Below are 25,523 nucleotides of genomic sequence, written 5' to 3' on the forward strand. Positions count from 1 at the left end.
CTGAATGGTGAATGCTAAATGGTAAATGCTCATTACTTGTTTCACTACTACTCGTTACATTGTACTGAATACTTGCTGCTTTATACTTGCTACTCAATACTCACTTATTATCTCACGAAAAAAAATACTTTAGCTTATCCTCAATACATTAACCTAGGAAAATTTGTAATATAACTAAGTTTATTTAAGATTTTTTTCAAGAAAAAGTCTACGCAAAAGCCATTCATCACAAATAGTTCGCCTCGTATATACTTTTATGGGCACCTTTATGGTTATAATTTTTATTAAGAATAAAAAGCGAGTTAAAAATGACTATACTAAATAAATTACGGGCATTTTTTTCGAAAGAAAATAAAGAAGAAATCTCGGAGACTGACACAGTTTTCTCCCAAGAAATCCTCCCTGAAGAAATGCCTAAACTTTCACAAGAACCCATCGCAGAGGTTAACTTTCCGCATTGGTTGGCCAACGAAGAAGCCCTGAAAGACGAAGGGGTAATTTTTGGATTATCTGATACCCAGCCTGACGAAAAACTACAGGTAATTTCGTCGTTTTTTACAAAAATAAGCTCTGAATTTTTGCAAAAAAAAGAAGAACTCAATGAGAAAATCGGCGAGCTGAATCTGCAAATCGAGAAAAAACATTTGCAACTCGAAAATCTCAAGCAAAAAGCTGAGAAAGTTTTAACCTCAGAAAAAGCCGAAGAAAACATTTTAAGAGTGACGTTCGGCTTGATTTTGTCCATCGGTATGGCTGCAGGAAATTATTTCATAATTGACCATGCCCTCAGCAAAGGTTTTGAAACCAACCATCAATTCATTGCATGGGGAGTTTTCCTTACCGGTATGTTCAATCTTTATGGTTTGTCATCTGTGATCCATAATGAAGACCGCCTTACATGGAAAAAAGTGGTGGAAGAATTTGGAATGCCTCTGGCCGCTTCGCTTTTTGTTTTGGCTTTCACCATTCCATATGTATCTCCTTTTCAGTCGGTTGCATATTTTGTTTTTACATTTTTAGGCTTCCTGGTTTCGGGAAAATTGTTTTTGGGAAATCTCACAAAAATCAAAAGCGAATGGAGAAATTTTATTTTTAACCAAAACATAAATCGTGACCTCAATAAAATAGAATCTGACTGGAAAGAGGAAACTGAGCATCTTGAAACCGAAATTGAAAAACTGAGAGTTGAAAAATGGAAGATTATTCCTGAGCTCAACAAAATGGAATCAGAACTTGACCGTATCAAAGCCGATCAACAAGCGATTGAAAATATATTTCTCAGTGAGTATAAACTTGCCAAAAATTACAAAAATAAACTCAGTGGAAATCAGCTGAAGAAAATTATTGGAGGTTGACGATTAGGGTTTGACGAGTATGGATTATTGATTGAGGATTAATAAAAATTTAAAAAGCTGATTGCTAAAAGCTATTAAAAATGAAATTAGAAAATAATAACGGGGATTTTGAAAAAGGCATAGAAAATGGCCTCGACGATATAGAAAAAAGCAATTATGAAGGGTTTGTTTCCAGCGAAGTTAATCTGGACTGGCTGCTAGAAAACAAATCCCGGTTGGAAAACGAAATCAAAACTCATGAGGATTTGATTTTGCAGACCAAAACCGAAAAAATTGATATTCTTAATCAGAAACAAACAGCCAATCCGGAGTTTTCGGAGCAAAGTCATCTTGCTCAGCACCTGGAAGATGAAATCGAGCAACATAAAAATCGGATTACGGATCTCCACGCCAAAAAAGATCAGGAAAAGACTCCGTATCCATTCCTGGCGGGTTTGATTTATCTGGTTGCAGGAATCACGTTTATTTTGGGCGACCTGATTATTTCGCATGAAATCGTAGCTTATGCTCTCAATATCAGAAATACCACAGAAGCCTGGGCCTTTGCTTGTGGTCTGGCTGGGGTTTCGATTTTGATGAAACCGGCCTATGAAAGACTCGTAGAGCAGCCTTATCTGACCAATTTTAGTCCGGCCACCAAAAAAATGCATAATATTTTCCAGACTGCCCTTGTGGTAATCTCGATTAGTACTCTGGCCATTTTGGGGTGGTTTAGATATGAGGCTTATAAAACAGACAGACTTAAAGAGGCCCTCAACCGGGAAATCAAAAGTATGCAACTAGAGGCAACTCCACTTATTGCTACTGCTAATGCACCGATTCCTGACAACTCGGCATTGAACGCCAAAATCGAGCTCAAACTCAAAGAATATGACCAACTCAACCAGAAACTGGTCAACAGCCCCTGGGCATTACTTTCTTTTGTATTGAGTGGGGTGCTTTTTGCCATTGCGGGTGCCATCAGTTTGGGAATTGCGTTCCCGAGTTTACAGATATATTGGAAAAGGTGGTTTCAATACAACCCGGCGATTAGCCGATCCAAACGGATAATCAGACGTCGTATCAAAAAACTCACTGAAGTGAGAAAACCACTATTCAAAGTGCAGTCGCAGTTGGAATTCATGAATCAAAAGCTTGAACTTTTACCGGACCTAAAAGAACTGGAAACCAAAAAATCAGTACTCAGTACAGACTTGACTGAAGTAAATGAAAAAATAAAGTTTGCAATTGAGTCGGCACGGGTTAGCAACTATAATGAAGGCTATGATACCGGAAATCAGAACAGACAAAATCTATCGGCAGAAGAACTGGAAGAATACCGTAAAAACATGCTGGAACGTCTTAAATACCGTCGTGATGAGATTACGGAAAAGAATCCCAGAACCTATAGAAGCAATGGACTAAGGCCACATCAAGCTCTGAGGAAGGCGATTTCGGATAGTTTTAACGAAAATTAGAAGGATATTTTTTGAAAAGGTGCATTTTTGCAAAAAAGATAAGGAATGCTCTTAAATGTTATAAAAATCGGAGGAAATGTAATCGATGATCCACAAAAACTGGACAATTTCCTCCGTGATTTTTCTTCATTGCCAGGAAATAAAATCCTGATTCATGGCGGCGGAAAAATAGCTACAAAAATCGCCGAAAAATTAGGGATAGAAACCCAAATGGTTGGAGGAAGGAGAATCACAGATAAACCTATGCTTGAAGTGGTTACAATGGTTTATGGCGGATTAGTCAACAAACAGATTGTTGCAGCTCTTCAATCCAAAAACTGCAATGCTATTGGCCTAAGCGGGGCTGATGGAGGTGCGATTTTGGCAAAAAAAAGACCTGTAAAAAATATTGATTATGGTTTTGTGGGGGATATTGAAAAAGTAAATGCAGAATTCATATCCCATCTTTTGGAAAATAATGTTTCTCCTGTATTTGCTCCTCTCACCTATGATATAGATGGAAATATGCTCAATACCAATGCCGACACCCAAGCTTCGGCTATTGCTGTGGGCATGAGTAAGGATTTTGAAGTAAATCTGGTGTATTGTTTTGAGAAAAAATGGGTTTTGCTTGATGCAGAAGATGATGATTCGGTGATTTCGGAAATAAAACCTGAATATTACGAGGAACTGAAGGCCTCCGGAGCTATATTCGCTGGGATGATTCCTAAATTAGATAATGCCTTTGATGCTCTTGAAAAGGGCGTAAAAAAAGTAACGATTTGTCAGGCGGAGCAGTTGGTTGAAGCAGTAAAAAATGGAAATGCCGGAACTGCAATTTTGAAGTAAAATGAATAAATCAGAAATAAGGTCAGAACTGGCCAATGCCCTTTCTCATGGATTCGGAATCTTGTTTTCGTTGATTGGAACAATGATTCTGGTTGCTAAAACCGCACCTTCGGGTTCTGAGCAATTGATGTTTGCAGTGGCATTTTATGGATTCAGCATGATGCAGATGTTTACTTTCTCCACCCTTTATCATGGATTTTTCGAACCTACGGCTAAACGAACCTTGCGAATATTTGACCATATCAGCATATTTTTTCTGATTGGTGGAACGTATTTGCCATTTGTAGTTAAATATACCGATTCCACAACTGCCACCTGGTTTCTTACCATTCAATGGATTATTATTGCGGCAGGCGTGATCAAAAAAGTCTTTTTGACAGGAAAATATCGGCTTTTAAGCAGCCTCATTTATATCGGAATCGGCTGTATGGTGTTCTTTTTGGGAAGTGGTTTCTGGAAAGCTATGCCCGAAAAATCTATTATTTGGCTAATTGCCGGCGGGGTTTGTTATATCGTAGGTGTGATTTTTTACCAAAACAAAAAAATACCTGCCAATCACTTCATTTGGCATCTATTTGTTCTGGCCTCCGCCATCATGCACTGGTTTGCGGTGTATTTTACTTTTTGATCATTGCAACAAAAAGGCATTAGCGGGATTTTTCAAACAGCCACTCGGTTATATAAATTTATTGACTTATCCAAATTAACCCATTATTAATTAACACATTAGCACATTTTTAATTAGCACATTACACCCTACTTCTCGCGAACATAGGTGTGCCCAAAGCCATCATATACTTCTTCAAAAAGATATAAACTATCACCATCAATGCTATAAGACCAGTTCATGCTTTCTTCACCTGGAAAAACAATAAGAGGCACCTGCTCAGTTGAAGTGATGGATTTCCCGGTTTTTGCTTCATATTTTATGGTTTGGGTATTTTTTCCGTTTACTACAAAAGTCATGTTTCCGTCTTTATCAAAAACGAGCTTTTTCTGATTACTTTCATCAGGTTTTATGGTCAATCCTGCTATTCCACCCTGAGTAATCACCCATTTCCAGGTTCCCACTAAAGCTGGTTGAGGTGTTTCTGATTCACATCCAAACATCAACAATGCCAATACAACTACAATGTTTTTCATTTTCTAAATATTAATAGCAATTTCAATAATTCAAACCGAAACTTTTAAAAATAGCTTTCTTTTAAGATTCTTTTCCAATATAATAGGTTGTAATGTACGATGAATTTATTTTTGTAAAAAACTATTCAGAAAATGAACCTGTCTGAGCTCAGCGATTTTGCAATTGATGTATTGAAAAAACTCATTGAAACGCCATCATTTAGTCGTGAAGAGCAGGGCACTTTGGCTATTTTTGAGAATATTTTTAAAGAAAAAAGCATTGACTATCAAACCATTGAAAATAATATCTGGGCAAAAAATAAATATTTTTCTCCTGAAAAACCCACCATTTTACTCAACTCTCACCACGATACCGTAAAACCTAATGCCGGATATACGCAGGATCCTTTTAAAGCCGAAATCATTGACGGAAAGCTATTCGGACTGGGGAGTAATGATGCCGGAGGGTCTCTGGTAAGCCTTTTGGCTACTTTTTTATTTTTTTATGAAAAAGAAAATCTGCCCTTCAATCTTATTTTTGCTGCTTCGGCAGAAGAAGAAATTTCCGGAAAAAATGGTGTAGAATTATTGCTGACTGATTTACCCAAAATTGACCTGGCTATTGTTGGAGAACCCACACTTATGGATATGGCCATCGCCGAAAAAGGTCTGATGGTGCTGGATTGTACTGCTAAAGGTGTGGCAGGACATGCCGCCAGGGAAGAAGGTAAAAATGCGATTTATGAAGCCATGAATGACGTTGAATGGTTCCGTAGTTTCAATTTCCCGAAAACATCGGCTACACTTGGCCCCATAAAAATGAGTGTAACCCAAATCAACGCCGGTACCCAGCACAATGTGGTACCTGATGTGTGTACTTTTGTGGTGGATGTAAGAGCTACCGTTGCCTATACACTGGAAGAAATCCTGGCAATTATCCAAAAAATACAAAATGTGAAGTAGTGCCACGCAGCATAAGACTCAGACCTTCAGGCATTTCGACTGATCACCCAATTGTAAAACGGGGACTGGAATTAGGCATGAAACCTTATGGCTCTCCTACCCTATCTGACCAGGCTCTGATGCCATTCACAAGTATCAAAATCGGCCCGGGAGACTCCGCCCGCTCACATACTGCCGATGAATATATTTATGTAGAAGAAATCAAAAAAGGAATTGAGGGGTACGTGGGGTTGTTGGAAGGGATGGTACTGTAAAGGCTCAATAATCAAATTGAAGCTAAATATTCTTCCGGATTCATTATTGGAATGTCAATTTTAGGAAAATCTCTTTGATTTCTTGTAATTATTACGTTTTGCTTTGATTCCATTGCCGAATAAAATTGCAAAGCATCCTCAAAATCCTTAAAATCTAAATCATTCAAAGCCAGATCAATAACTTTTTCAGATAATGAAATAACATCAATTAGCATTCTCAATTTCCTTAAAATTTGACGAGCCTCATTTATGGAAGTTTTCTTTGATAAAATATAGTTTAGGTTAGCAAAAGTTAATGAAGAAACCGAAATTGTAATTTGCTTTTTTTCTGCTAAATAAAATATTTTGGAAGCATTGATATAGAATGGTAACCTTTTCTCTAGCAAATCCAAAACAATATTTGTATCCAAAAAGACTTTTTTCACTTGTATTTCTCTGTTAAAAAGTCTCTGTAATCATTCTTATAATTATCAGCAGAACCAGAACTAATAACTCCAGTTAAACTTTTTATTAGTGGCGATGATTCAAAATCTTCCTCGCTATTCTTTAAAACTAATGAACTGAGATATTTTTCAACCAAATTTGACAAACTTGTTTTTTGCTCTTTGGCATAAACTTTTGCTTTCTCGATTATATCTTTATCTGCAACTAAAGTGAGTTTGGTATCCATATTATTCAATAATTACACGTGCAATTTTAAATATTTTACACGTAATTTCAAAATATAAACAATAATTTCTTCTTTCACGGCTGCACACTTACGCTTGTCCAGCCACCGTCCACGATCAAAGTTTGGCCTGTAATGTGTTTAGCGGCGTCTGAGGTGAGGAAATAAACTGCCTGAGCGATGTCATCTACTGTTGCAGGGGAACCGATAGGCGTAATTTCAGACCAAACTTTCATGTATTCAGGATCTGAAAGGGTTCTTTCTGTCAAAGTTGCTCCGGGAGCTACGGTATTGACAGTGATACGGTGCGGAGCAAGCTCCACCACAAGGTTTTTGGCCAACATATTGAGGGCAGCCTTGGTCATGGCATACGCCGCCAGGTTTTTATGAGCCTGCACACCCACCACACTAGACATATACAAAATGCTCCCGCCATTGCCCTGGGCTATCATTCTTTTGGCGGCTGTCTGGGTAAGAAAAAAACTACCTTTCAGATTAAGATTTATCACATTTTCAAAATCATCGACAGAAAAATCAAGGAATTCACCGAACCTGGTAATGCCTGCATTGGCTACCAAAATATCAAGTTGACCAAAGTTTTCTATGGCTTTTTCGACCAAAAAATCATTGAATTCAGGCATAGAGCAGTCGCCAAAAACAGGAATACAGCTTTTTGGAACTAGTGCATTTACCTCGCCGGCGGCGGTTTTGCACAAGTCCACATCGATGTCGTTCAGAATAACCTGAATACCGTTTTTTGCAAATAGTTTACAAATGGCGAGACCGATTCCCTGACCGGCACCCGTTACGATGGCTGCTTTATTCATCGGGGTAAGTTTTTAGTAAAGATTGGATTTTTCAGCATCAAATCAAAAAGTTTATTGATTTTGATGGATATTTGAAAAAAAATTTACCAAATTTTGGACACCGCAATCTTAAAAAAAGCTGCTAACTACTGTGTTTATCAGGAACGTACACATCAGGAAGTAAGAAAAAAACTTTCAGAATGGAAGGTTTTGGGTGACGAAGCCGAGGAAATTATTTCCTGGCTAATTTCCGAAAACTACCTGAATGAGGAACGATACGCAAAAGCTTTTGCAGGTGGAAAATTCAGAGTGAAAAATTGGGGCAAACTGAAGATTAATTTTGAACTAAAAGCTCGCAGAATCAGTACCTACTGCATAAAATCGGGTTTGGCAGAGATTACCGATCAAGAATATCTGGAAAAAATCGATTTTTTGATAGATAAAAAAATGGCTGAATTAGGATTGCTGGAAAATCAATTTGAAAAATCAAATAAAGTTTTTAGATACCTCACCAGCAAAGGCTTTGAACCTGAATTGATTAATGATAGTATCAGAAAAAAGTTGAAACTTTGAAAATTATTGCAAGTAAAATTTAAACTTTAATTGCTTAGTCCTCGCAACCCGTTACTCGCTACTCATCACTCTCCTCTCACAGACTTTCCTTCTTAAAATGCCTGATCATTTGCCCATAGTCCATATTATGAATCAGCCCATAAATACACATATGGATGCGTTTTGATTTGGTTTCGAAAGTTTTTGCGGAATCGACCCAGTTGGAATAATACCGCTGATGGCTTTTTGGAAAAGAATTAAATTTTTCAAGTGCCTCGGGCTCAAGCTCGAGCGAAGCTAGTAAATCATCTGAAAGTGGCATTTCTTCAGTTTCTGCTTCCAAGCTTACCGGAATCTTATCTCCCAATTGCTTTTTGATATTTTTTCGCATTTCAGAATTAAGAGCAATTATGAAATTACCCTCTCCGATTGGTACAAGTGCCACTTGTCTGATGGCATATGGACCCAAATTCCCCTTGACCCGATAGGCCGTTTTGATTCCGGGTTTGATTTTTTGGGCTAAGTCAAAAGGTAAATCAATGTAATACCAGCCGGTTTTTTCTCCGTTTTTATCAAATCTCTTTATTTCAGCCTCAAACGCTACCATTGGCCTTTATTGGGTGTAAAATCTCAAAAATCAAGTACCTGACGGTAAAAATAAAAAAATATGCCCACCCCTCGAAATCTGCCACTTAAAATAAATATTCCCCATTGAATAATTTTAGGCTTTGGATTAATGTATCATTGAAATACATTTGTTGTATAATTTTGTAAAAAAATAAATTAAAAAAATAAATGAGGCAATTTCTTAAATATGTTTTGGCAACCATAGTCGGGATATTCCTATTTTCGGCATTGATGTTTATCGTTTTCATAGGTATAGGTTCTATGCTTTCCAGCGGTAGTGATGATGCTTTTGAAGTAAAGGCAAACTCAGTATTGAAGTTAGATTTAAATACCCAAATCACTGAGAAAGCAATCAAAGAAGACCCTTTTCAGGATATTTTTTCTAATGGCGAAAAGAAAACATCGTTGCACGAATTGAAAGAGGCAATAGAAAACGCAAAACTTGATCCCAATATCAAAGGAATCAGTATAAAACTCGAAACTCCGATGGTAGGTTATGCCGAATTGGCGGAAATTCGGAATGCATTGATTGACTTCAAAAAATCAGGCAAGTTTATATATACATATGCCGAAATTATGACCGAAAAGGCCGTGTATCTCTCAACAGTTGCCACAAAAAGTTTCATTAATCCAGCTGGTGGAATAGAATTCAATGGTCTGGATACCGAGATTTCATTCATGAAAGGATTATTTGAAAAAATTGGAGTAAAGCCTGTGATTTTCCGTGTGGGAGAATTCAAAAGTGCCGTGGAGCCTTTCATCAGAACCGACATGAGTCCCGAAAACAAAATGCAGGTTCAGGAATACTTAAACTCAATCGCCAATCATGTATATGACAATATCGCTGCTGCAAGGGGTATTTCGAGATCCGAAGTGGACAATATTTTGAATAAAGCTCTTATTCAGGAACCTAATGATGCTGTGAAATATAAAATCCTTACCGATGTGGGTTATGAAGACGAATACGAAGCAGCGATTGCGAAAGCTCTTGGCTTGAAAAAAGACGAAAAGCCCGTTTATACTAAACTTGGTAGTTATAAAAATGCCAAAAAATATGTTAAAGAAGGTTCACGTGACAACAGAATTGCGGTGATTGTAGCTGAAGGTGATATCATGAGCGGGGATGATGAAAATGATGTGATTACATCGGAAGCTTTTATTAAAGAATTGAGAAAAGCCAGAAAAGACAAAAAAATAAAAGCTATAGTATTGAGAATCAACTCACCAGGTGGAAGTGCATTGGCCTCTGATATCATGTGGAGAGAGATAGAATTGACCAAAAAAGTTAAGCCTGTTATTGCTTCAATGGGCAACGTGGCTGCCTCAGGTGGGTATTATATGGCAATGGGTTGCGATACCATCGTGGCTCAGCCAACTACAATTACAGGCTCCATTGGGATCTTTGGGATGCTTTTCAATGCCAAAGAATTGATGAACAACAAACTGGGAATTACTTTTGATGGTGTAAAAACTCATGAATTTGCCGATTCTCCGGCTTTGACAAGAGAGATGTCAGATGCTGAAAAAATGATGATTCAAAACTCAGTAAATCGTGGTTATGAAAAATTCACCTCAAAAGCCGCAGCCGGAAGACACATGTCGATTGAAAAATTGAAAGCTATTGCCAGCGGTCGTGTATGGACAGGTGAACAAGCCAAGAAAAATGGTTTGGTGGATATTTTGGGAGGTATAGATGATGCCATAAAAGTAGCTGCCAAAAAAGCGAAAATTAAAGGAGATGACTATCAGGTTAAGTTCTATCCATATCCGAAGTCAGAATTTGAGCAGATTATGAACAAATTTGGCAAATCTCAGGAAGATGCTAAAATCAGAGAGTATCTGGGTGCTCTGGCTCCTTATGCCGAAGAAATAAAAAGCCTTCAACGCATGGAAAAACTTCAGGCAAGACTTCCGTATTCATTGGAAATTAAATAATTGAACTTTTTTTTCAAAAAGAAAGCCCGGAATTAAATTCGGGCTTTCTTATTTGGGAATCTCTTAAAAAATATCAATTCATAGATTTTATTATCAATCACTAAAAACCGCACTTAACTCAATCGAAAATCCTTTCAAAACCAAAGAGTGCAAAACATCTTCTTCGATAAGCGGTCTATGGTTGGTAAAAATCCCGTTTTCAAGATGATATTGCCATACAATTTTTTCAGTGGGGTCAACAATCCAATATTCCTCAACACCAGCCTCCTCATAAAGTTTAAATTTATGTTTCATTTCTTTCGCCGTATTACCAGGTGATAGTATCTCCACAATTAGTTCCGGTGCACCAGAGCATCCACGGTCATCGAGTTTAGTCAAATCACAAATAACACAGATATCAGGTTGAACAACCGTTTTCGCCAATTTATCATCTTTCACACTTTCCAGTCTTACATCAAATGGTGCGTAAAAGACCTGACAAGAAGATAATTCAAGGGATTTTTGAATAGAAAACCCCAATTTAGAAGAAATACGTTGGTGTTGTCTGCTTGGAGCAGGAGACATTTTCATGATTTTCCCACGCAACAATTCAACTCTTTCCTGAAATTTCCACGAAAAATAATCAGCATAAGAATACGTTTTGCTTAAATCCAACTGACTTAAACTTGTAATTTCCATATCAATATGAATTATTGAAAAATACTTCCACGCAAAAAATTAATGTAAATATAGCTATTTATGCACAAAAAATAATCAATGCCCACTACCTTGCAACATTACTTCATCGTCACTTACTTTTGTAGTTTTTATCAATAAAGTGGCTAAAGCAGCCAAAAGCAACAATGTTCCGGCAAAAGTTATTGCATTTCTGGGGTCGTTACCGAGAAAATTCTTTAAAATTGCTCCAAAAGAAAGGGTCTGTAGTATCATCGGAATCACAATCATCATATTAATAAGGCCCATATAAACACCATAACGTTCTTTGGGTATTTGGCTCACCACCATCAAATACGGAATTCCCATCATACTCGCCCAGCCTATCCCGAAACCTGTGATGGCCACAAATAGCAAATTTTGATTATGAATATTCGGAAAAAACAAAAATCCTACTCCCGCAAGCACCAAACAAAGAAAATGAACATATTTGGGTCCTATCCTTTTTGCAAAATATACCAAAGCAAACGCTGACAAAAACGTTACGATATTGTACCAGCCATTGACAAGGCCGGTCCAGCTGACGGCTTTTTCATATAAACCGGGATCAGATGCCGGAGTCGCATTCCAAACCGAAAGGGCGACACTTTTTGAGCTATTTTGCCAGTAACAAAACAAAGCATACCATTGAAACAAATAAACCAAAGCCAGTTGCCACATCACTTTTGGCATATCCACAATCGCCGAAAATACATCGGTAAAAGGTGAAACCAGATTAAGTGGCTCCGATTTCATTTTTCGCAATTCTTCTTCGGTGGGCGGAATTTCCTTTGTAGTACGCATACTCCACCAAATTGACCCTATTGAAAATACTGCTCCAATAAAAAACGAAGCATACACCCAGTTGGGCAAGGAACCAGTTTTCCCAATAAAAATCATTGGAAAAATAAATAGGGAAATATTAGCTAAAGTTTGACCGAAACCAGTGAAAAAACTCTGAGCCTGAAAGCCCGTTGGCTGTTGATCAGAATTCAAAGTATCGGCAATAAACGCCCGGTAAGGCTCCATAGCTGTATTGTTTCCCGCATCCAAAATCCAGAGTAAGCCGGCTGCCATCCACAATGCACTACTAAAAGGATAAGCCAATAAGGCCAGACTACACATGATGGCTCCTATAAAAAAATACGGTTTTCTCCTCCCCCATTTTGGGCTCCACGTTTTATCGCTCAATGCCCCGATAATCGGCTGAATCAACAATCCGGTAACCGGACCTGCGAGATTAAGAATTGGTATTTCGTCGGGCGAAGCCCCCAACATGTCATAAATAGGGTTTACGGCACTTTGCTGTAAGCCAAAACTGTACTGAATGCCGAAAAAACCGACATTCATGTTGATAATACTGGCAAAAGACAGCCGTGGTTTGGGTAAATTATTCATAGGTTCATTATAAGTATTTTTACAAAAGAAATTAAAAAAATGACATTATAAAAACAGACTGAAACTTAATTGTCAATTATCACTTAAAATAAATTTTCCGAACAGAATTTAATGGTATTTAGCTGACGGTTTTGGCAAAAAGCCTTATTATTGCATCATGAGCAATCGGGGTAATCATTTTTTCAACAAAATATTTCTTTACATATCTTTTCTTTTTTGATAGTTTTTGGTCAGAGTTTCGATGCATTGGCTCAGGAGAAATGTTTTGTAAATACCATAAAAATCGAAGGAAATAAAAGGACATATAGCTCTATTATACTTCGTGAAATGAGTTTTCAGCCGGGTGATTCTCTTGATATTTCCAAAATAACTGAACAAATAGACAGAAGCCGCCAAAATCTATCCAATACCAACCTTTTTTTAAATATCGACATTAGATATAGAGTTGAAAATAAAATTCTTGATGTCTATATTTTGGTAAATGAACGCTGGTATCTGATTGCATTACCAGAAGTATTACTAGCTGACCGCTCTTTTAACGAATGGTGGTATGAACGCGGCCGTGACCTCAACCGGCTTACCTACGGTATCAATGCCAAACATTTTAACCTTACCGGCGGAAACGACCAGCTGAAACTGAGGGCCATGGGTGGTTTTATTCCATATTTTGAAATTTCCTACAGTAAACCATATATTGACAAACGGAAAAGGATTGGAATCAGAACAGGTGTTTTTTATTCTACACAAAGAACTATAGCCTATCGCACATGGAACGATAAGCTTGATTTTTTCAATACCGAAAACCGAATGCGGGAACGCACGGGAGGTTTTTTCGAACTCAGATTAAGAAATGCCCTTTACCACTTTCATTCTTTCAGCATAGCATATAGCAACAGTAAGATTTCTGATACGCTTTCCAAACTTAATCCCCGATATTTTGGAGAAAACAATTTGCGACAATCATTTTGGAGCTTTGCTTATGACTATCGTTTCGACTTGAGAGATAACCGGCAATATCCTCTCAAAGGACTCCTATATTTTTCTCAACTTTCGGGCACATGGGTAAAATCAGGTTATTTTCAAGCCAATTTATTTGCTTCTGTTTCATTTTTCAAACCATTAACCAAAAGATTTTTCTTCGAAACAAACCTGAGAGGAAAGATCAGCAACCCCAAAAAGCAACTTTACTCCACACTTCGCGGGCTTGGTTATGAAAATAATCTTGTGAGGGGCTATGAGCTATATGTAGTTGACGGTCAGCATTACGGAATCTTCAAAAATACAATAAGGTTTCAATTGGTCAAAACCGAAATGAGTCTGGCAAAATTTACCCGAATGGCACAATTCAAAACTTTACCAATCGCCATATATCCAAATATTTATTACGATCTGGGGTTTGTCAAAAATTACTATCCTGAGTTTTCAAACACACTTTTGGCCAACAAATTGCTGAAAGGTGGCGGCTTGGGAATTGACTACGTAACCTGGTACAATACTACCGCCCGCACTTATTATTCTATTAATCAAATGGGAGAAAAAAAGCTGTTTTTCGGAATTTTCAGAGAATTTTGAAAATATCATAAACTATTATTTTTTAATTTATTAATTTTTTGTAAATTTGGCATTGAACTATAACAAAAAGTAAAAATTGAATTCCCTTAACCAACAAAAAGACACCAATCCAAAGAAAAAATCTAAAATGTCGCAATGGTGCGATAAAATTATCGGCACTAATGATGGAGATTTTAGAGGAGTGACAATAGGTCAGGATTTTGAGGCCATCCGAAAAATCGAAAAAATGAAACTTCTTGATGAAGGAGAAGATTTCATGACTTTCAGCTGCACAAATGATGATTTTGAACTTATTGATATCTCGTATTTTGGAAAAAATCAAAAACTTGACTCCATAAAAGTCAATGTTTATCTCAATCATCAGGCTGATTCCGAACTGCTCTTAAATGAAATGAAAACACAGTTTACAGAAAAATTCGGAATTCCGGTAATAGAAGGAGATGGGCTTTATTGGCATCACGACAGATTGCACACGGTTTCTTTAAAAAACCGGTCTCATACCCTTGACAATGGCATAGTTATCACAATTGAGTGCTAAACAGAACTATTTGTCAAGATTTTTGCTAAATAATTTACCGCTATAAGGTAGCTCACTTCTGGGAAATCCTAATAAAAATCACCAATTTTGCGGTTCGATTTTTTTAATTTTTCCCAATGGATGTAATCCGTCTTTTATCAGATTCTATTGCCAACCAGATTGCAGCCGGTGAAGTAGTTCAACGGCCGGCTTCTGTAGTAAAGGAACTTCTGGAAAACTCCATTGATGCCGGTGCCCAAAATATTCAACTTATTGTAAAAGACGCCGGAAAGGCCCTGATTCAGGTCATCGACGATGGAATGGGGATGTCGCCGACTGACGCCCGTATGAGTTTTGAGCGGCACGCCACCTCTAAAATCAGAGAGTCGGCCGATTTGTTTAATATTCGCACCATGGGTTTTAGGGGAGAAGCTTTAGCATCAATTGCGGCTGTAGCCCAGGTAGAACTCAAAACCCGAAGAGAGGAAGACGAACTGGCAACCATAATCAAAATCGAAGGTTCAGATATTAAAGCTCAGGAATTTGGTCAGAGTCCGAAAGGCACCAATTTACTAATCAAAAACCTGTTTTTCAATGTACCTGCCCGTCGCAACTTCCTGAAAAGCAACCCGGTGGAAATGAAGCATATCTTGGAAGAATTTCAGAGGATGGCTCTGGCTCATCCTGATGTTTCATTTAAATTATTCCATAATGACACCGAGATTTTTAACCTTTCGGCCAATAAACTTAACAAAAGAATAACCGACGTACTCGACAAAAGCTATCGGGACCAACTGGCTCAATGCCAGGCAGATACACCTTATTTGAAGATATCGGGCTACGTTGGTAAACCGCCCAGTGCCAAAAAAAACCGGGGCGACCAGTATTTTTTTGTAAATAAAAGATTCATAAAAAGTTCTTACCTCAATCACGCCGTAACAAGTGCTTTTGAAGCGACTATTAGTGAAGGAACGCACCCTTTTTACGCCCTGTTTCTTGAGATTGATCCAAGCCATATCGACATCAACATTCATCCCACTAAAACTGAGATAAAATTTGATGACGAGAAAGCAATTTATGCCATTTTGAGATCGGCGGTAAAGCAAGCTATCGGGGTTTACAACCTTACTCCAAGCATTGATTTTGAGGCAAATATAAATTTGGGAAATCTTGCCCTGAATCCCTGGAGTCAGTCGCCCAGAAACGATTTCAGGTCAGATTCCAACCTTAGTACTTTTGAAAATTTCGGTAGAGATACCAGGCAAAACGAAAAGCCCAATCAGGAAAACTGGCAAAAGCTATTTGAAGGATTTGGAGATAGTCGGGACCCTGAAACTCAACCTGTACTTTTCAGCAGTAAAATAAACCAAATTGAGGATTCGGTAAATCTCGGCAAAGAAGCCGAAGTAAATGCAATTCAGATTCACAACAGATTTATAATTAGCCAGATAAAAAGCGGAATATTGTTGATTAATCAGCAAAGTGCCTATGAAAGGATATTTTATGAAAAATATTTAAAAGAAATTTCGCAGCAAAAAGGTATTTCTCAGCAGATATTATTCCCTAAAACTGTCTCTTTGTCAGCAATAGACTATGCCCTTAGTTTTGAAATCATCGATATGATCAGGAATATAGGGTTTAATGTGGAAGAATTTGGGCAAAATACCTACATCATCAATGGGGTGCCTTCGCAGTTTTTGGAAGAAGATGAAGCCGAGCTTTTCAAAAGCTTGATAGAGCAATACAAAATCAACGAAAACAATCAAAAAACAGATAAAAAAGAGGCTTTGGCTAAAACTTTAGCCAAAAGAAATGCTTCTAAAATGCATAAAGCACTATCAAAAGAAGAAATCGGAGGTTTGATTAATCAGCTTTTTGAAACAGCCATGCCTTCGGTAAGTCCTGATGGAATGCAAGTAATGAGCATTCTTACTTTAGAAAAACTTGCCTCTTTGTTACTGAATTGACCCATTTTGATGGTAAGTTTGTTATAACAAAAATAAAATTCAAATAATATGTTTGACCAATTGACGCCAAATGTCAAAAAACTATTGATAATAAATATTGCAGTATATTTTTTCGCACAGTTTTATTCCCGTGATTTTTTTGTCCAATATTTTGCATTTTTTAATCCGATTTTGCCAAATACCAGCGAATTAATCAATCCCGCTTTCAAACCTTGGCAGTTTTTGACCTATATGTTTATGCATGGCAGCATAGGCCATTTGTTCAGTAATATGTTTGGTTTGTTTATATTTGGTCCTGCCCTCGAAACCTATATGGGGTCTAAGAAATTCATAATCTATTATTTAATTACAGGAATTGGAGCGGCTTTACTCAACACCGGATTGAATATTTATGACATGTCAAATATGGCAGTTGACTCTGAAGCTTTTTATCGGGAGGCGGTAATTCCGATGGTGGGTGCTTCCGGGGCAATATTCGGAATACTGATGGCTTTTGCTTTTATTTTCCCTAATGTCGAAATGATGTTGTTGTTTTTTCCGTTCCCAATAAAGGCCAAATATTTTGTTGCTATGTACGGAATATATGAGCTGGTGCAAGGAGCAGCGGGTTTTCAAACTGGAATTGCTCATTTTGCCCATTTGGGCGGCTTGATTACAGGTTTAATTTTATTAAAGTTTTTTGGTTTCACTAAACGAAATTATTACTAATTTCGTACTCTTAAATATCAATCTGAAAAAACAATGGGTGGGATATTTGATGATTTAAAAAATGCATTTAGAAAGCAAAACAATCAGGTCGTACAAATGATCCTGATTTTTTCTATTGTATTTGTCCTTCATTGGCTTCTCACATTTAGTTTTAAGTTTTTGCCTGACCACAAAATTTACTCTGATTTTCTTAACAAAAACTTCTTTCTGAGTACAAGTATTGTTGATTTTCTCCGTCACCCCTGGACAATCCTTATTTTTCCGTTTACCAATTCCAATATCATTGAACTGATTTTCAATAGTTTGGCTTTATTTTGGTTTGGTCATATTCTTACTGATTTTTTGGGTGGAAGGAAAGTATTACTGGTATTTGTGTCTGGAGCAATAGCAGGTGCGGTTCTTTATACAATTTCTGCTTATGGTTTACAAATTATAAGACCTTTCAAACCAGCACCTTACCTCTTTGGTGCATCGGCAGGAATCTATGCGGTTCTATTTGCTGCAGTGGGCTTGTTGCCTCTATATGAAATGATGTTTTTTAGATTTTTTATCAAATTAAAACACATTGCTATAGCATTTCTGATAATTTCTCTTTTGGTAGATTACCGAACCGGAATTCTTCACTTAGGAGCTGCATCTTTCGGCTATTTTTATGTAAAATTTCTAAGAACCGGCCTGAATTTTACACAACCATTGGAAAGTTTAATTTTGAAAATGGAAGGAATGGGCAAACAAAAACCCGATAAAAAAATATCACGAACTTATAGTAAGTCACCTGTGGGAGAATATCAAAGGTCTCAGATTTATGATGACCAGAATTATTACCCTGATCAGGAAGAAATTGATTATTTGTTAGATAAAATAAATAAGTCAGGAGGTTACGAAAGCTTGACCATAACTGAAAAAGACAGGCTTTTCAGAGCTAGTCAGAAAAAAGATTAAACATTTTTAATACTGATAAACAATTTAAATCAGAATTAGTTATCAGAAGATAAAACAATCGTCATGTTAATTACCCAGGGCCCTCTTTTAGAAAAAATAGATTTCCCATCAGATCTAAAAAAACTAAAAAAAGAACAATTACATCAGCTTTCAGAAGAGGTGCGACAGTATATCATTGATATGGTATCGGTTCATGGCGGGCATTTTGGAGCCAGTTTGGGAGTTGTAGAGCTTTCTGTTGCTTTACATTATGTTTTCAATACACCCGACGATCAGTTGGTTTGGGACGTAGGTCATCAGGCTTATGGTCACAAGATCCTGACCGGAAGGAAAGATCGTTTTGAAACCAACAGGCTTTATGGTGGTATTTCGGGTTTTCCGAAAAGAAAGGAAAGCGAATACGATGCTTTTGGAGTAGGACACTCCTCAACCTCAATATCTGCTGCACTGGGCATGGCGATGGGCTCTTTGCACAATGGTAATCTTTCCCGCCAGCATATCGCTGTAATTGGAGATGGTGCCCTAACTGCGGGCTTGGCTTTCGAAGGTATGAACCACGCAGGCTCGGTAAAAGATGCCAACTTGCTGATTATTCTTAATGACAACTGTATGGCCATTGACCCCAATGTAGGGGCATTGAAAGAATATTTGACTGACATTACCACTTCAAAAACCTACAACAAGGTAAAAGAAGAAGTTTGGAATTTACTTGGAAAAATGAGTAAATTCGGTAAAAGTGCCCGCGAAATTGTGGCTAAAGTTGATGCTGCCATGAAAAGCACTTTGATAAGTCAGAGTAATTTCTTCGAAGCACTTAACTTGCGATATTTCGGCCCAATCGATGGCCATGATGTGGATCACCTGGTTGAAGTGCTCAATGACCTGAAAAATATTCCGGGTCCAAAAATCTTACATTGTCTTACAGTAAAAGGCAAAGGTTATGGCCCGGCTGAAGAAGACCAAACCAAATGGCACGCTCCGGGACTATTTGACAAAGTAACCGGCGAAATCAAAAAGAAGAATTATACCAGACCTATGCCTCCCAAGTTTCAGGATGTATTTGGTCATACGATAGTTGAACTGGCCGAAAAAAATGAGAAGATTGTGGGAATTACCCCTGCAATGCCCTCTGGATCTTCTCTAAATATCATGATGAAAGCCATGCCTGACAGGGCTTTTGACGTGGGTATTGCCGAGCAACATGCGGTTACACTTTCTGCCGGTATGGCGACTCAGGGACTAACTGTATTTTGCAACATTTACAGCTCATTTATGCAGCGGGCTTATGATCAGGTAGTACATGACGTTTGTTTGCAATGTTTACCTGTGGTGTTCTGCCTCGACCGTGCAGGATTTGCCGGGGCTGATGGCCCTACTCATCACGGTGCCTATGATATTGCCTTTATGAGGTGTATTCCAAATATGATTATTGCATCTCCTCTTGATGAAGAAGAACTAAGAAACCTGATGTTTTTGGCCCAGTCAGACGATGTGCAACAAGGAAAACAAGCCTTTACGATAAGATACCCGAGAGGTGAAGGCGTGATGCCTGACTGGAAATTGCCATTTTCAAAAATTGAGATTGGTAAAGGGCAAAAATTGAAAGATGGAGATGACCTTGCAATATTGACTTTCGGTCCTATTGGAAATGAAGCTAAAAAAGCCATAAATAAACTGGATAATAGCTTAAGTGTGGCTCACTATGATATGCGTTTTGCAAAACCACTCGATGAAGAAATGCTTCATGAAGTATTCGGAAAGTTTGATAAAGTGATTGTTGTTGAAGACGGGTGTGTTCAAGGTGGAATTGGATCAGCAATACTAGAGTTTATGAGTGAGAACAATTATGCAGCTAATGTAAAACGGCTCGGAATTCCGGACAGAATTGTAGAACATGGAGAGCAACCTCAACTGTGGGCCGAATGTGGCTTTGATGCCAGCGGAATAGCCAGAGCTGCGGAGAGTTTTTTCGAAATAGAAGCATTGAAATAAAATGACAATAGAAAGTTTTGGCCTCAGAAATCTCCCCGATTCTGAGGCTTTTCCTTTTAATTTACCCCTGGTAAAAAACCTCGAAACGGTAAAACTAAAGAGCAATATCACTTTTTTGGTGGGAGAGAACGGTGCAGGTAAATCTACACTGCTGGAGGCTCTTGCCTATGCCACAAGTGTGCCTGTAGCCGGTGGTTTGGATATTTCTGATGACCCGCTAATGGAACCGGCAAGGAGATTGGGAAATATGCTTTCGATAAGGTATGGTCAAAAATCGACTTCGGGTTTTTTCTCGAGAGCAGAAGATTTTATTGGCTTTGTAAAAAATATTCAGCAAAAAATCGAAGGTTTAAGTCTGGAGATCAGAGAAATAGAAGAAACCTGGACTGGTGGCGACCTTAATTTGGCCACAAAATATATAAAAGCAGAAAGGCAGGCATTAATTGACCGCTATGGCGAAAACCTGGATGCCATGAGCCATGGAGAAGGCTTTTTGAAGTTTTTTCTGGGCAGAATTACCGGTAAAGGACTTTATATCATGGATGAGCCCGAGGCCGCTCTTTCTCCACAAAGACAGCTTTCATTGATTTCGCTCATCATGCAAAAAATCAGAGAAAACGACAGCCAGTTTATAATCGCCACCCATAGCCCTATCATCATGGCCATACCCGGAGCTCAAATTTTGAACATTGAAGAGGGTAATATTTCAGAAATTTCCTGGCGAGAAACGGCACATTATCAAATCACCCGACAATTTTTAGATAATCCGGAGGCTTTTTTGAGAGAATTGTAAACTATACAGCAGCGTAAAAGCAATTTTTGGGAGAAACCACTTTCTCTTCTTTTCGTAGTGCTTTTATGGCTTTGTCAACAATGGCTTTGTCGATACCTGTCACATCAGCTATTTGGCCACATTTTAGGGGTTCAGAAGATTTTCTCAGCGTTTCAAATACTACTTCTTTGGTATCCATAATTTTATTTTTTTACGAAAATATAAATTCGGCATTTACCAAAATATGACATCCGGCAGAGCTCTTTTGAAAATTGGTTTATTATAAAATGAAAATGCCCTGCTTTTGGCAGGGCATTCTTATTATTCTTATAAATAATTAGTTCAAATCACCTCCACAATATGATTTTTCTTTCCTTTACCTACTAATATAAACTTACCATTCAAAAGCGTAATATCAGCAAGGGGCATTTTTTCATCCGTAATTTTTACTTTATTGATACTGATGGCATTTCCTTGAAGTGCCCTTCTGGCTTCGCCTTTAGACGAATAAATCTCATTATTGGTGCTTGAAGATAAGATATCGAGAATTCCACCTGCAACTTCAAAATCAGCTTTAGAAATAGTGGTTTGCGGCACACCGTCAAAGATTTTCTTGAAAGTAGCTTCATCGAGGCTTTGGAGGGTTTCCAATGTAGCCTTTCCGTATAAAACTTCAGATGCCTTCACTGCCAAATCATATTGATCGGCACCATGTACACGGGTGGTGACGTCTTTGGCGATGGCTTTTTGGACAATCCTCAAATGGGGTGCCCCGGCATGTTCGGCTTCGAGTTTTTCGATTTCTTCTTTTGAAAGTAAAGTAAAGACTCTTATCAACCTTTTACAGTCATCGTCTGCCTGATTAATCCAGAACTGATAGAATTCGTAAGGACTGGTCAGGTCAGGATCCAGCCACACATTTCCACCTTCTGACTTGCCAAATTTTGTTCCGTCGGCTTTAGTCACCAAAGGTGTAGTAAGAGCATAAGCTGAGTATTCAACCTCACCGTCGGCATCTGAGCCGTCGTTGTTTTCTTTGCGTCTGATAAGCTCGGTACCAGTTGTAATATTTCCCCACTGATCAGAGCCGCCCATTTGCAGTCTGATGCCGTGATTTTTGTATAAATGATAAAAATCGTAACCCTGTAAAAGCTGATAAGTAAATTCGGTATATGAAATCCCGGTCGTGATGCGGTTTTTTACTGAGTCTTTGGAGCTCATATAGTTCACCGTCAAATACTTACCTACTTCTCTCAAAAACTGCAAAAAGCCCATCTCTTTGAACCAGTCGTAGTTATTGACCATAACCGCGGCGTTGGGTTTGTCACCAAATTCAAGAAATTTTTCTAATTGAATCCTTATCCCTTCCTGATTTTCTCTCAAAACTTTCTCATCCAGAAACTGCCTTTCAGCCGATTTCCCTGAAGGGTCGCCCACCATGCCCGTAGCACCACCTACAAGGGCGTAAGGTTTGTGACCGGCCCGTTGAAAATGCACCAAAAGCATGATTGTGGCCAGATTACCAATGTGCAGTGATTTTGCCGTGGGATCAAAACCAATATAGGCCGAAGTCATTTCTTTTTCAAGTTGCTCTTCGGTACCGGGCATGGTCTGATGGAGCATTCCACGCCACTTTAATTCTTCAATAAAACTCATTTTATTATTTTTTCTTAACTCCGTATTTGCGTTTCCATTTCCAATATTCGGAAAATGTGTAGGTAATTGATACTTGCACTGCCCTGTTTCTAAAGTCCAATGGAGTTACTTTATTTTTTGAATCTGGCATTTGGTTTTTAAGGCCGTGAGTATATCTGAGGTTTAGGCTAAAAAGTGAAAATGCATCCAGCATATTTATTCTAGCACCTGCAACCCAGCTTTTATCATTTTTCACATCGGGTCCATATATATTGGCAGTACCTTTTTGTGATTTGGTATTTAGTGACCATGAGTATTCCATTCCTGATTCCAAATAAATTCCCTTTAAAGGCGTAAAACCCAGCAATACCGGTGTGGAAAGATATTTGTAGGCATATTTCGAGCTAATATTGTCAGCGGTAGTGGCTCCACCTTTGGTTTGAAAAATAAATTCGGGCTGAAGACTGAATTTACCCATATTAAACCTTGTAAAAACGCCCGCCTGATAGTTGAATGCTATTTTTTTGTCAAAACTAATGGTATCTAGGGTTGCCAAGCCGGTAACATTTATCCCAGCTTTCGGCCCAAATTCAAAAAAACGAGGTTTGATCTGAGCCTGACTCAGTGTTGCGATAAAAATAAGACCTATCAGAATGAAGGATTTTTTTGACATTATTTCTTTGTTTTGTTTTTGAAAACGTATTCAAAAGCCTAAAAAGTCTGCAAATTTAGCAAAAAATAAGGCTAGAGAAGAGGATTTATTAAAAATCCTGCCGAATTTGATTCCGACAGGACTTTTTCTGAAAAAAATTGGTAATTATTTCTTTAAACTAAACCTGAGCGAGGCATTGATTCCGAATTTTTTAGGAGGTGAAAGGGCGTTACCCTGACTAAATGGAAACTCAAAATATGGTATCAATTGTCCTGCGAATCGTGCTTTGCGATATTGAATACCCATCCCATACAGTAAATTATTGAAAACCCTCGGTTTATACTCATTTTCAAATCTCTCGATGTAATTATTACCGTAGTTATTGCTACCCATATAGCTAACATTTTCGATTGTCGAAAGATTGAGTTTGGTGCCTGTCGTTAGCACAAAGTCAAGATTGTATTTAAACGGCACATAATAATTAAAATACAATGGCAGTTTGATACTCTGTGTCTCAATTTTGATATCTTCAATTTTTACCGGCCTCTCTCCGAAAAACTGCCCGTACCTGTCTTCAAATTTTTTACCAGTATCCATATTAAAATCCCTCGGTAATCCAAATTTCAATTCATTCTTCCCGGTAATTAACAGACCTGTTCCCAATGAAAACCTTTCTCCCAGAAAGAACTCAACGACCGGGCCCATGCTGTTGGCACTTCTACCCATGTAATCGGCGGTTACACCGAAACGAGGATTAAGATTTTTCAGAAAATCAGATAGCTTGCTTCCCTTTTTCTCTTCTTTAGGTCTTTTATTGTCAGCTACAGTTAGTTCGTCAAGAAGCGGCACGGAATTGTCATTTTCCATTTTTTTAGGCTCCTTCAATGTATTTTCTTCAGCAGGAGGTAAAACCATTTTAGGAAGTACCTGATTTTCAGCGACAGAAGTTTCATTTTTTATACTTTCCGGAATTACCAATGGAATTTTAACATCCAAATTATCATATGCGGTTTTTCCACTAATTACATTGTTTTGAGTCTCCGTATTTTTATCAACTGACCGGGTGCTATTCAAAGATTTTTTACTTGTTTCTTTGGCTGTTTTATTTCCCTGAAAATCTGCTACCTGATTCTGTTCAAAATCCACCTCTCTGTTTCCATCTACTGTCACATATTTGATTTTTGTTTGGGTCAAATATTTGGTCAAGTACACCGTGTCTTGTCTATTGACAAAAACTGTGTCCCTTAAACTTACAGTGTTGAGTGACTGACTTTCTATAGTAGAGATTTTTTCATTTAGTAATTGGTTTTCTTTTTTGATTGATTGATTATTGAAAAATGTGGTTAGAAAAGCCACCGAGGCGATTCCACCAAAAATCCAGCCTCCAAAGTCCCTGAATAAACTTATATACCAGGGAACCGGCAGCGAGCTTCGCAGTCGCTTCCAGGCAGCTTCACTATACTCGGGTTGTATAGTTTCCAGCTTTTTGCGGATGTTATCGTCAAAAAAATTATCTGACATGATTATCTTGATTTACGTTTTCGTCTAAATATTGTTTTACCCATTCCTGTAATTTCATTCTGGCTTTTGCCAGATTTGACCGGGAAGTACCCTCATTGATATGGAGCATTTCGGCGATTTCGGCATGCGAATACCCCTCCACAGCAAACAAAGAGAATACCGTTCGATACGAAGGCGGCAGCTTTTGTACGAGTTCGAGAATCTCTTCTGCTGAAAGTTTCTCAATCAGATGGTCGTCTGACTCAATTTGGGGACCAGTCGAAATATCGACTAAGGTTACCTTTGGGCTATTTTTTCGATAATAATCAATACAAGTTCTGACTACCACCGTACGAAACCACGCATCAAATGATTGTGAGGAATCGTAAAAACTGATTTTTGAAAAAACTTTCAAAAAGCCATCGTTCACCATTTCGTCCACCTCGTCAGAAGAGCCTGCATACCGCAAACATATCCTTTTGGCCAGCCCATAATAGTTTTCGAAGAGTTGCTTTTGAGCAGAGCCCTGCCCAGCTTTGCACCCTTCCAAAACCTTTATCAGGTCAAAAGTTTTGCTCTTTCTAAAAATCACAAGGTTTTATTTTAATG

Annotated in this window: 25 protein-coding genes and 1 pseudogene; 14 read left to right on the top strand and 12 right to left on the bottom strand. The window is 38.0% G+C overall.

Annotation, left to right across the window (positions count from 1 at the left end; all coding sequences use genetic code 11):
- Positions 1-308: 308 nt before the first annotated feature.
- From IPP61_01505 to IPP61_01520, 4 genes are all read left to right on the top strand, one after another.
- Entirely contained in the window at positions 309-1,355 is a 1,047-nt protein-coding gene (locus IPP61_01505; protein MBL0323849.1) for a hypothetical protein, read from the top strand.
- Between the two features lie 80 nt (positions 1,356-1,435).
- A complete protein-coding gene (locus tag IPP61_01510) occupies positions 1,436-2,812 on the top strand; it encodes a hypothetical protein (protein ID MBL0323850.1) in 1,377 nt (458 codons plus the stop codon).
- Between the two features lie 45 nt (positions 2,813-2,857).
- Positions 2,858-3,640, top strand: a complete 783-nt coding sequence (gene argB / locus IPP61_01515; protein MBL0323851.1) for an acetylglutamate kinase — start codon at positions 2,858-2,860, stop codon at positions 3,638-3,640.
- 1 nt (position 3,641) lies between these two features.
- The gene (locus tag IPP61_01520; protein ID MBL0323852.1) at positions 3,642-4,268 is read left to right on the top strand and encodes a hemolysin III family protein; all 627 of its coding nucleotides are present in this window, start codon (positions 3,642-3,644) and stop codon (positions 4,266-4,268) included.
- A 128-nt stretch (positions 4,269-4,396) separates the two neighbouring features.
- Here the strand turns inward: IPP61_01520 and IPP61_01525 are convergent, their stop codons facing one another.
- On the bottom strand, positions 4,397-4,783 hold the full coding sequence (locus tag IPP61_01525) for a hypothetical protein (protein ID MBL0323853.1): 387 nt from the start codon (positions 4,781-4,783) through the stop codon (positions 4,397-4,399).
- A 132-nt stretch (positions 4,784-4,915) separates the two neighbouring features.
- Between IPP61_01525 and IPP61_01530 the strand changes: the two are divergent.
- Positions 4,916-5,979 (top strand): annotated as a pseudogene (locus IPP61_01530) (M20 family metallo-hydrolase).
- 11 nt (positions 5,980-5,990) lie between these two features.
- On the opposite strand, the gene IPP61_01535 reads toward IPP61_01530, so the two are convergent.
- From IPP61_01535 to IPP61_01545, 3 genes are all read right to left on the bottom strand, one after another.
- Positions 5,991-6,404: a PIN domain-containing protein gene (locus IPP61_01535; protein MBL0323854.1), complete on the bottom strand. Its 414-nt coding sequence runs from the start codon at positions 6,402-6,404 to the stop codon at positions 5,991-5,993.
- Positions 6,401-6,649, bottom strand: a complete 249-nt coding sequence (locus IPP61_01540) for a hypothetical protein (GenBank protein MBL0323855.1) — start codon at positions 6,647-6,649, stop codon at positions 6,401-6,403. Before IPP61_01540 ends, IPP61_01535 begins: the two co-directional genes overlap by 4 nt.
- Positions 6,650-6,723: 74 nt before the next feature.
- Positions 6,724-7,473 (bottom strand): SDR family oxidoreductase, encoded by a 750-nt coding sequence (locus tag IPP61_01545; protein MBL0323856.1) that lies wholly within the window; start codon positions 7,471-7,473, stop codon positions 6,724-6,726.
- A gap of 93 nt (positions 7,474-7,566) precedes the next feature.
- On the opposite strand from IPP61_01545, the gene IPP61_01550 reads away from it, so the two are divergent.
- Complete coding sequence (locus IPP61_01550) at positions 7,567-8,025, top strand: RecX family transcriptional regulator (protein MBL0323857.1); 459 nt, start codon at positions 7,567-7,569, stop codon at positions 8,023-8,025.
- A 76-nt stretch (positions 8,026-8,101) separates the two neighbouring features.
- On the opposite strand, the gene IPP61_01555 is transcribed toward IPP61_01550, so the two are convergent.
- Positions 8,102-8,611 (bottom strand): DUF1905 domain-containing protein, encoded by a 510-nt coding sequence (locus IPP61_01555; GenBank protein ID MBL0323858.1) that lies wholly within the window; start codon positions 8,609-8,611, stop codon positions 8,102-8,104.
- Positions 8,612-8,799: 188 nt separating this feature from the next.
- Here IPP61_01555 and sppA point away from each other — a divergent pair, with 188 nt between their 5' ends.
- Positions 8,800-10,566 carry a signal peptide peptidase SppA gene (gene sppA, locus IPP61_01560; protein MBL0323859.1) on the top strand — a complete coding sequence of 589 codons (1,767 nt, stop codon included), beginning with the start codon at positions 8,800-8,802 and terminating at the stop codon, positions 10,564-10,566.
- Positions 10,567-10,659: 93 nt separating this feature from the next.
- Here sppA and IPP61_01565 read toward each other — a convergent pair whose 3' ends face one another.
- Together IPP61_01565 and IPP61_01570 are read right to left on the bottom strand one after the other, a co-directional pair.
- Positions 10,660-11,244: a Uma2 family endonuclease gene (locus tag IPP61_01565; GenBank protein MBL0323860.1), complete on the bottom strand. Its 585-nt coding sequence runs from the start codon at positions 11,242-11,244 to the stop codon at positions 10,660-10,662.
- A gap of 75 nt (positions 11,245-11,319) precedes the next feature.
- Complete coding sequence (locus IPP61_01570; protein MBL0323861.1) at positions 11,320-12,657, bottom strand: MFS transporter; 1,338 nt, start codon at positions 12,655-12,657, stop codon at positions 11,320-11,322.
- A gap of 216 nt (positions 12,658-12,873) precedes the next feature.
- On the opposite strand from IPP61_01570, the gene IPP61_01575 reads away from it, so the two are divergent.
- From IPP61_01575 to IPP61_01605, 7 genes are all read left to right on the top strand, one after another.
- Positions 12,874-14,229 (top strand): outer membrane protein assembly factor, encoded by a 1,356-nt coding sequence (locus IPP61_01575; GenBank protein MBL0323862.1) that lies wholly within the window; start codon positions 12,874-12,876, stop codon positions 14,227-14,229.
- 76 nt (positions 14,230-14,305) lie between these two features.
- A complete protein-coding gene (locus tag IPP61_01580; protein ID MBL0323863.1) occupies positions 14,306-14,767 on the top strand; it encodes a hypothetical protein in 462 nt (153 codons plus the stop codon).
- 116 nt (positions 14,768-14,883) lie between these two features.
- The gene (mutL, locus tag IPP61_01585; protein MBL0323864.1) at positions 14,884-16,713 is read left to right on the top strand and encodes a DNA mismatch repair endonuclease MutL; all 1,830 of its coding nucleotides are present in this window, start codon (positions 14,884-14,886) and stop codon (positions 16,711-16,713) included.
- Positions 16,714-16,761: 48 nt separating this feature from the next.
- On the top strand, positions 16,762-17,421 hold the full coding sequence (locus IPP61_01590) for a rhomboid family intramembrane serine protease (GenBank protein ID MBL0323865.1): 660 nt from the start codon (positions 16,762-16,764) through the stop codon (positions 17,419-17,421).
- Positions 17,422-17,454: 33 nt separating this feature from the next.
- Positions 17,455-18,363 carry a rhomboid family intramembrane serine protease gene (locus IPP61_01595; protein ID MBL0323866.1) on the top strand — a complete coding sequence of 303 codons (909 nt, stop codon included), beginning with the start codon at positions 17,455-17,457 and terminating at the stop codon, positions 18,361-18,363.
- Positions 18,364-18,426: 63 nt separating this feature from the next.
- Complete coding sequence (locus IPP61_01600) at positions 18,427-20,355, top strand: 1-deoxy-D-xylulose-5-phosphate synthase (protein ID MBL0323867.1); 1,929 nt, start codon at positions 18,427-18,429, stop codon at positions 20,353-20,355.
- 1 nt (position 20,356) lies between these two features.
- Positions 20,357-21,148 (top strand): AAA family ATPase, encoded by a 792-nt coding sequence (locus tag IPP61_01605; GenBank protein MBL0323868.1) that lies wholly within the window; start codon positions 20,357-20,359, stop codon positions 21,146-21,148.
- Position 21,149: 1 nt separating this feature from the next.
- On the opposite strand, the gene IPP61_01610 is transcribed toward IPP61_01605, so the two are convergent.
- From IPP61_01610 to IPP61_01630, 5 genes are all read right to left on the bottom strand, one after another.
- Positions 21,150-21,326, bottom strand: a complete 177-nt coding sequence (locus IPP61_01610) for a MarR family transcriptional regulator (GenBank protein ID MBL0323869.1) — start codon at positions 21,324-21,326, stop codon at positions 21,150-21,152.
- 143 nt (positions 21,327-21,469) lie between these two features.
- Positions 21,470-22,783, bottom strand: coding sequence for a tyrosine--tRNA ligase (locus IPP61_01615; protein MBL0323870.1), 1,314 nt, complete (start codon positions 22,781-22,783; stop codon positions 21,470-21,472).
- 4 nt (positions 22,784-22,787) lie between these two features.
- The gene (locus IPP61_01620) at positions 22,788-23,435 is read right to left on the bottom strand and encodes a PorT family protein (GenBank protein ID MBL0323871.1); all 648 of its coding nucleotides are present in this window, start codon (positions 23,433-23,435) and stop codon (positions 22,788-22,790) included.
- A gap of 144 nt (positions 23,436-23,579) precedes the next feature.
- The gene (locus IPP61_01625; GenBank protein MBL0323872.1) at positions 23,580-24,935 is read right to left on the bottom strand and encodes a hypothetical protein; all 1,356 of its coding nucleotides are present in this window, start codon (positions 24,933-24,935) and stop codon (positions 23,580-23,582) included.
- Positions 24,925-25,506: a sigma-70 family RNA polymerase sigma factor gene (locus IPP61_01630; protein MBL0323873.1), complete on the bottom strand. Its 582-nt coding sequence runs from the start codon at positions 25,504-25,506 to the stop codon at positions 24,925-24,927. Before IPP61_01630 ends, IPP61_01625 begins: the two co-directional genes overlap by 11 nt.
- Positions 25,507-25,523: the final 17 nt, after the last annotated feature.

Source organism: Cytophagaceae bacterium (assembly GCA_016722655.1).
Lineage (GTDB): Bacteria > Bacteroidota > Bacteroidia > Cytophagales > Spirosomataceae > Leadbetterella.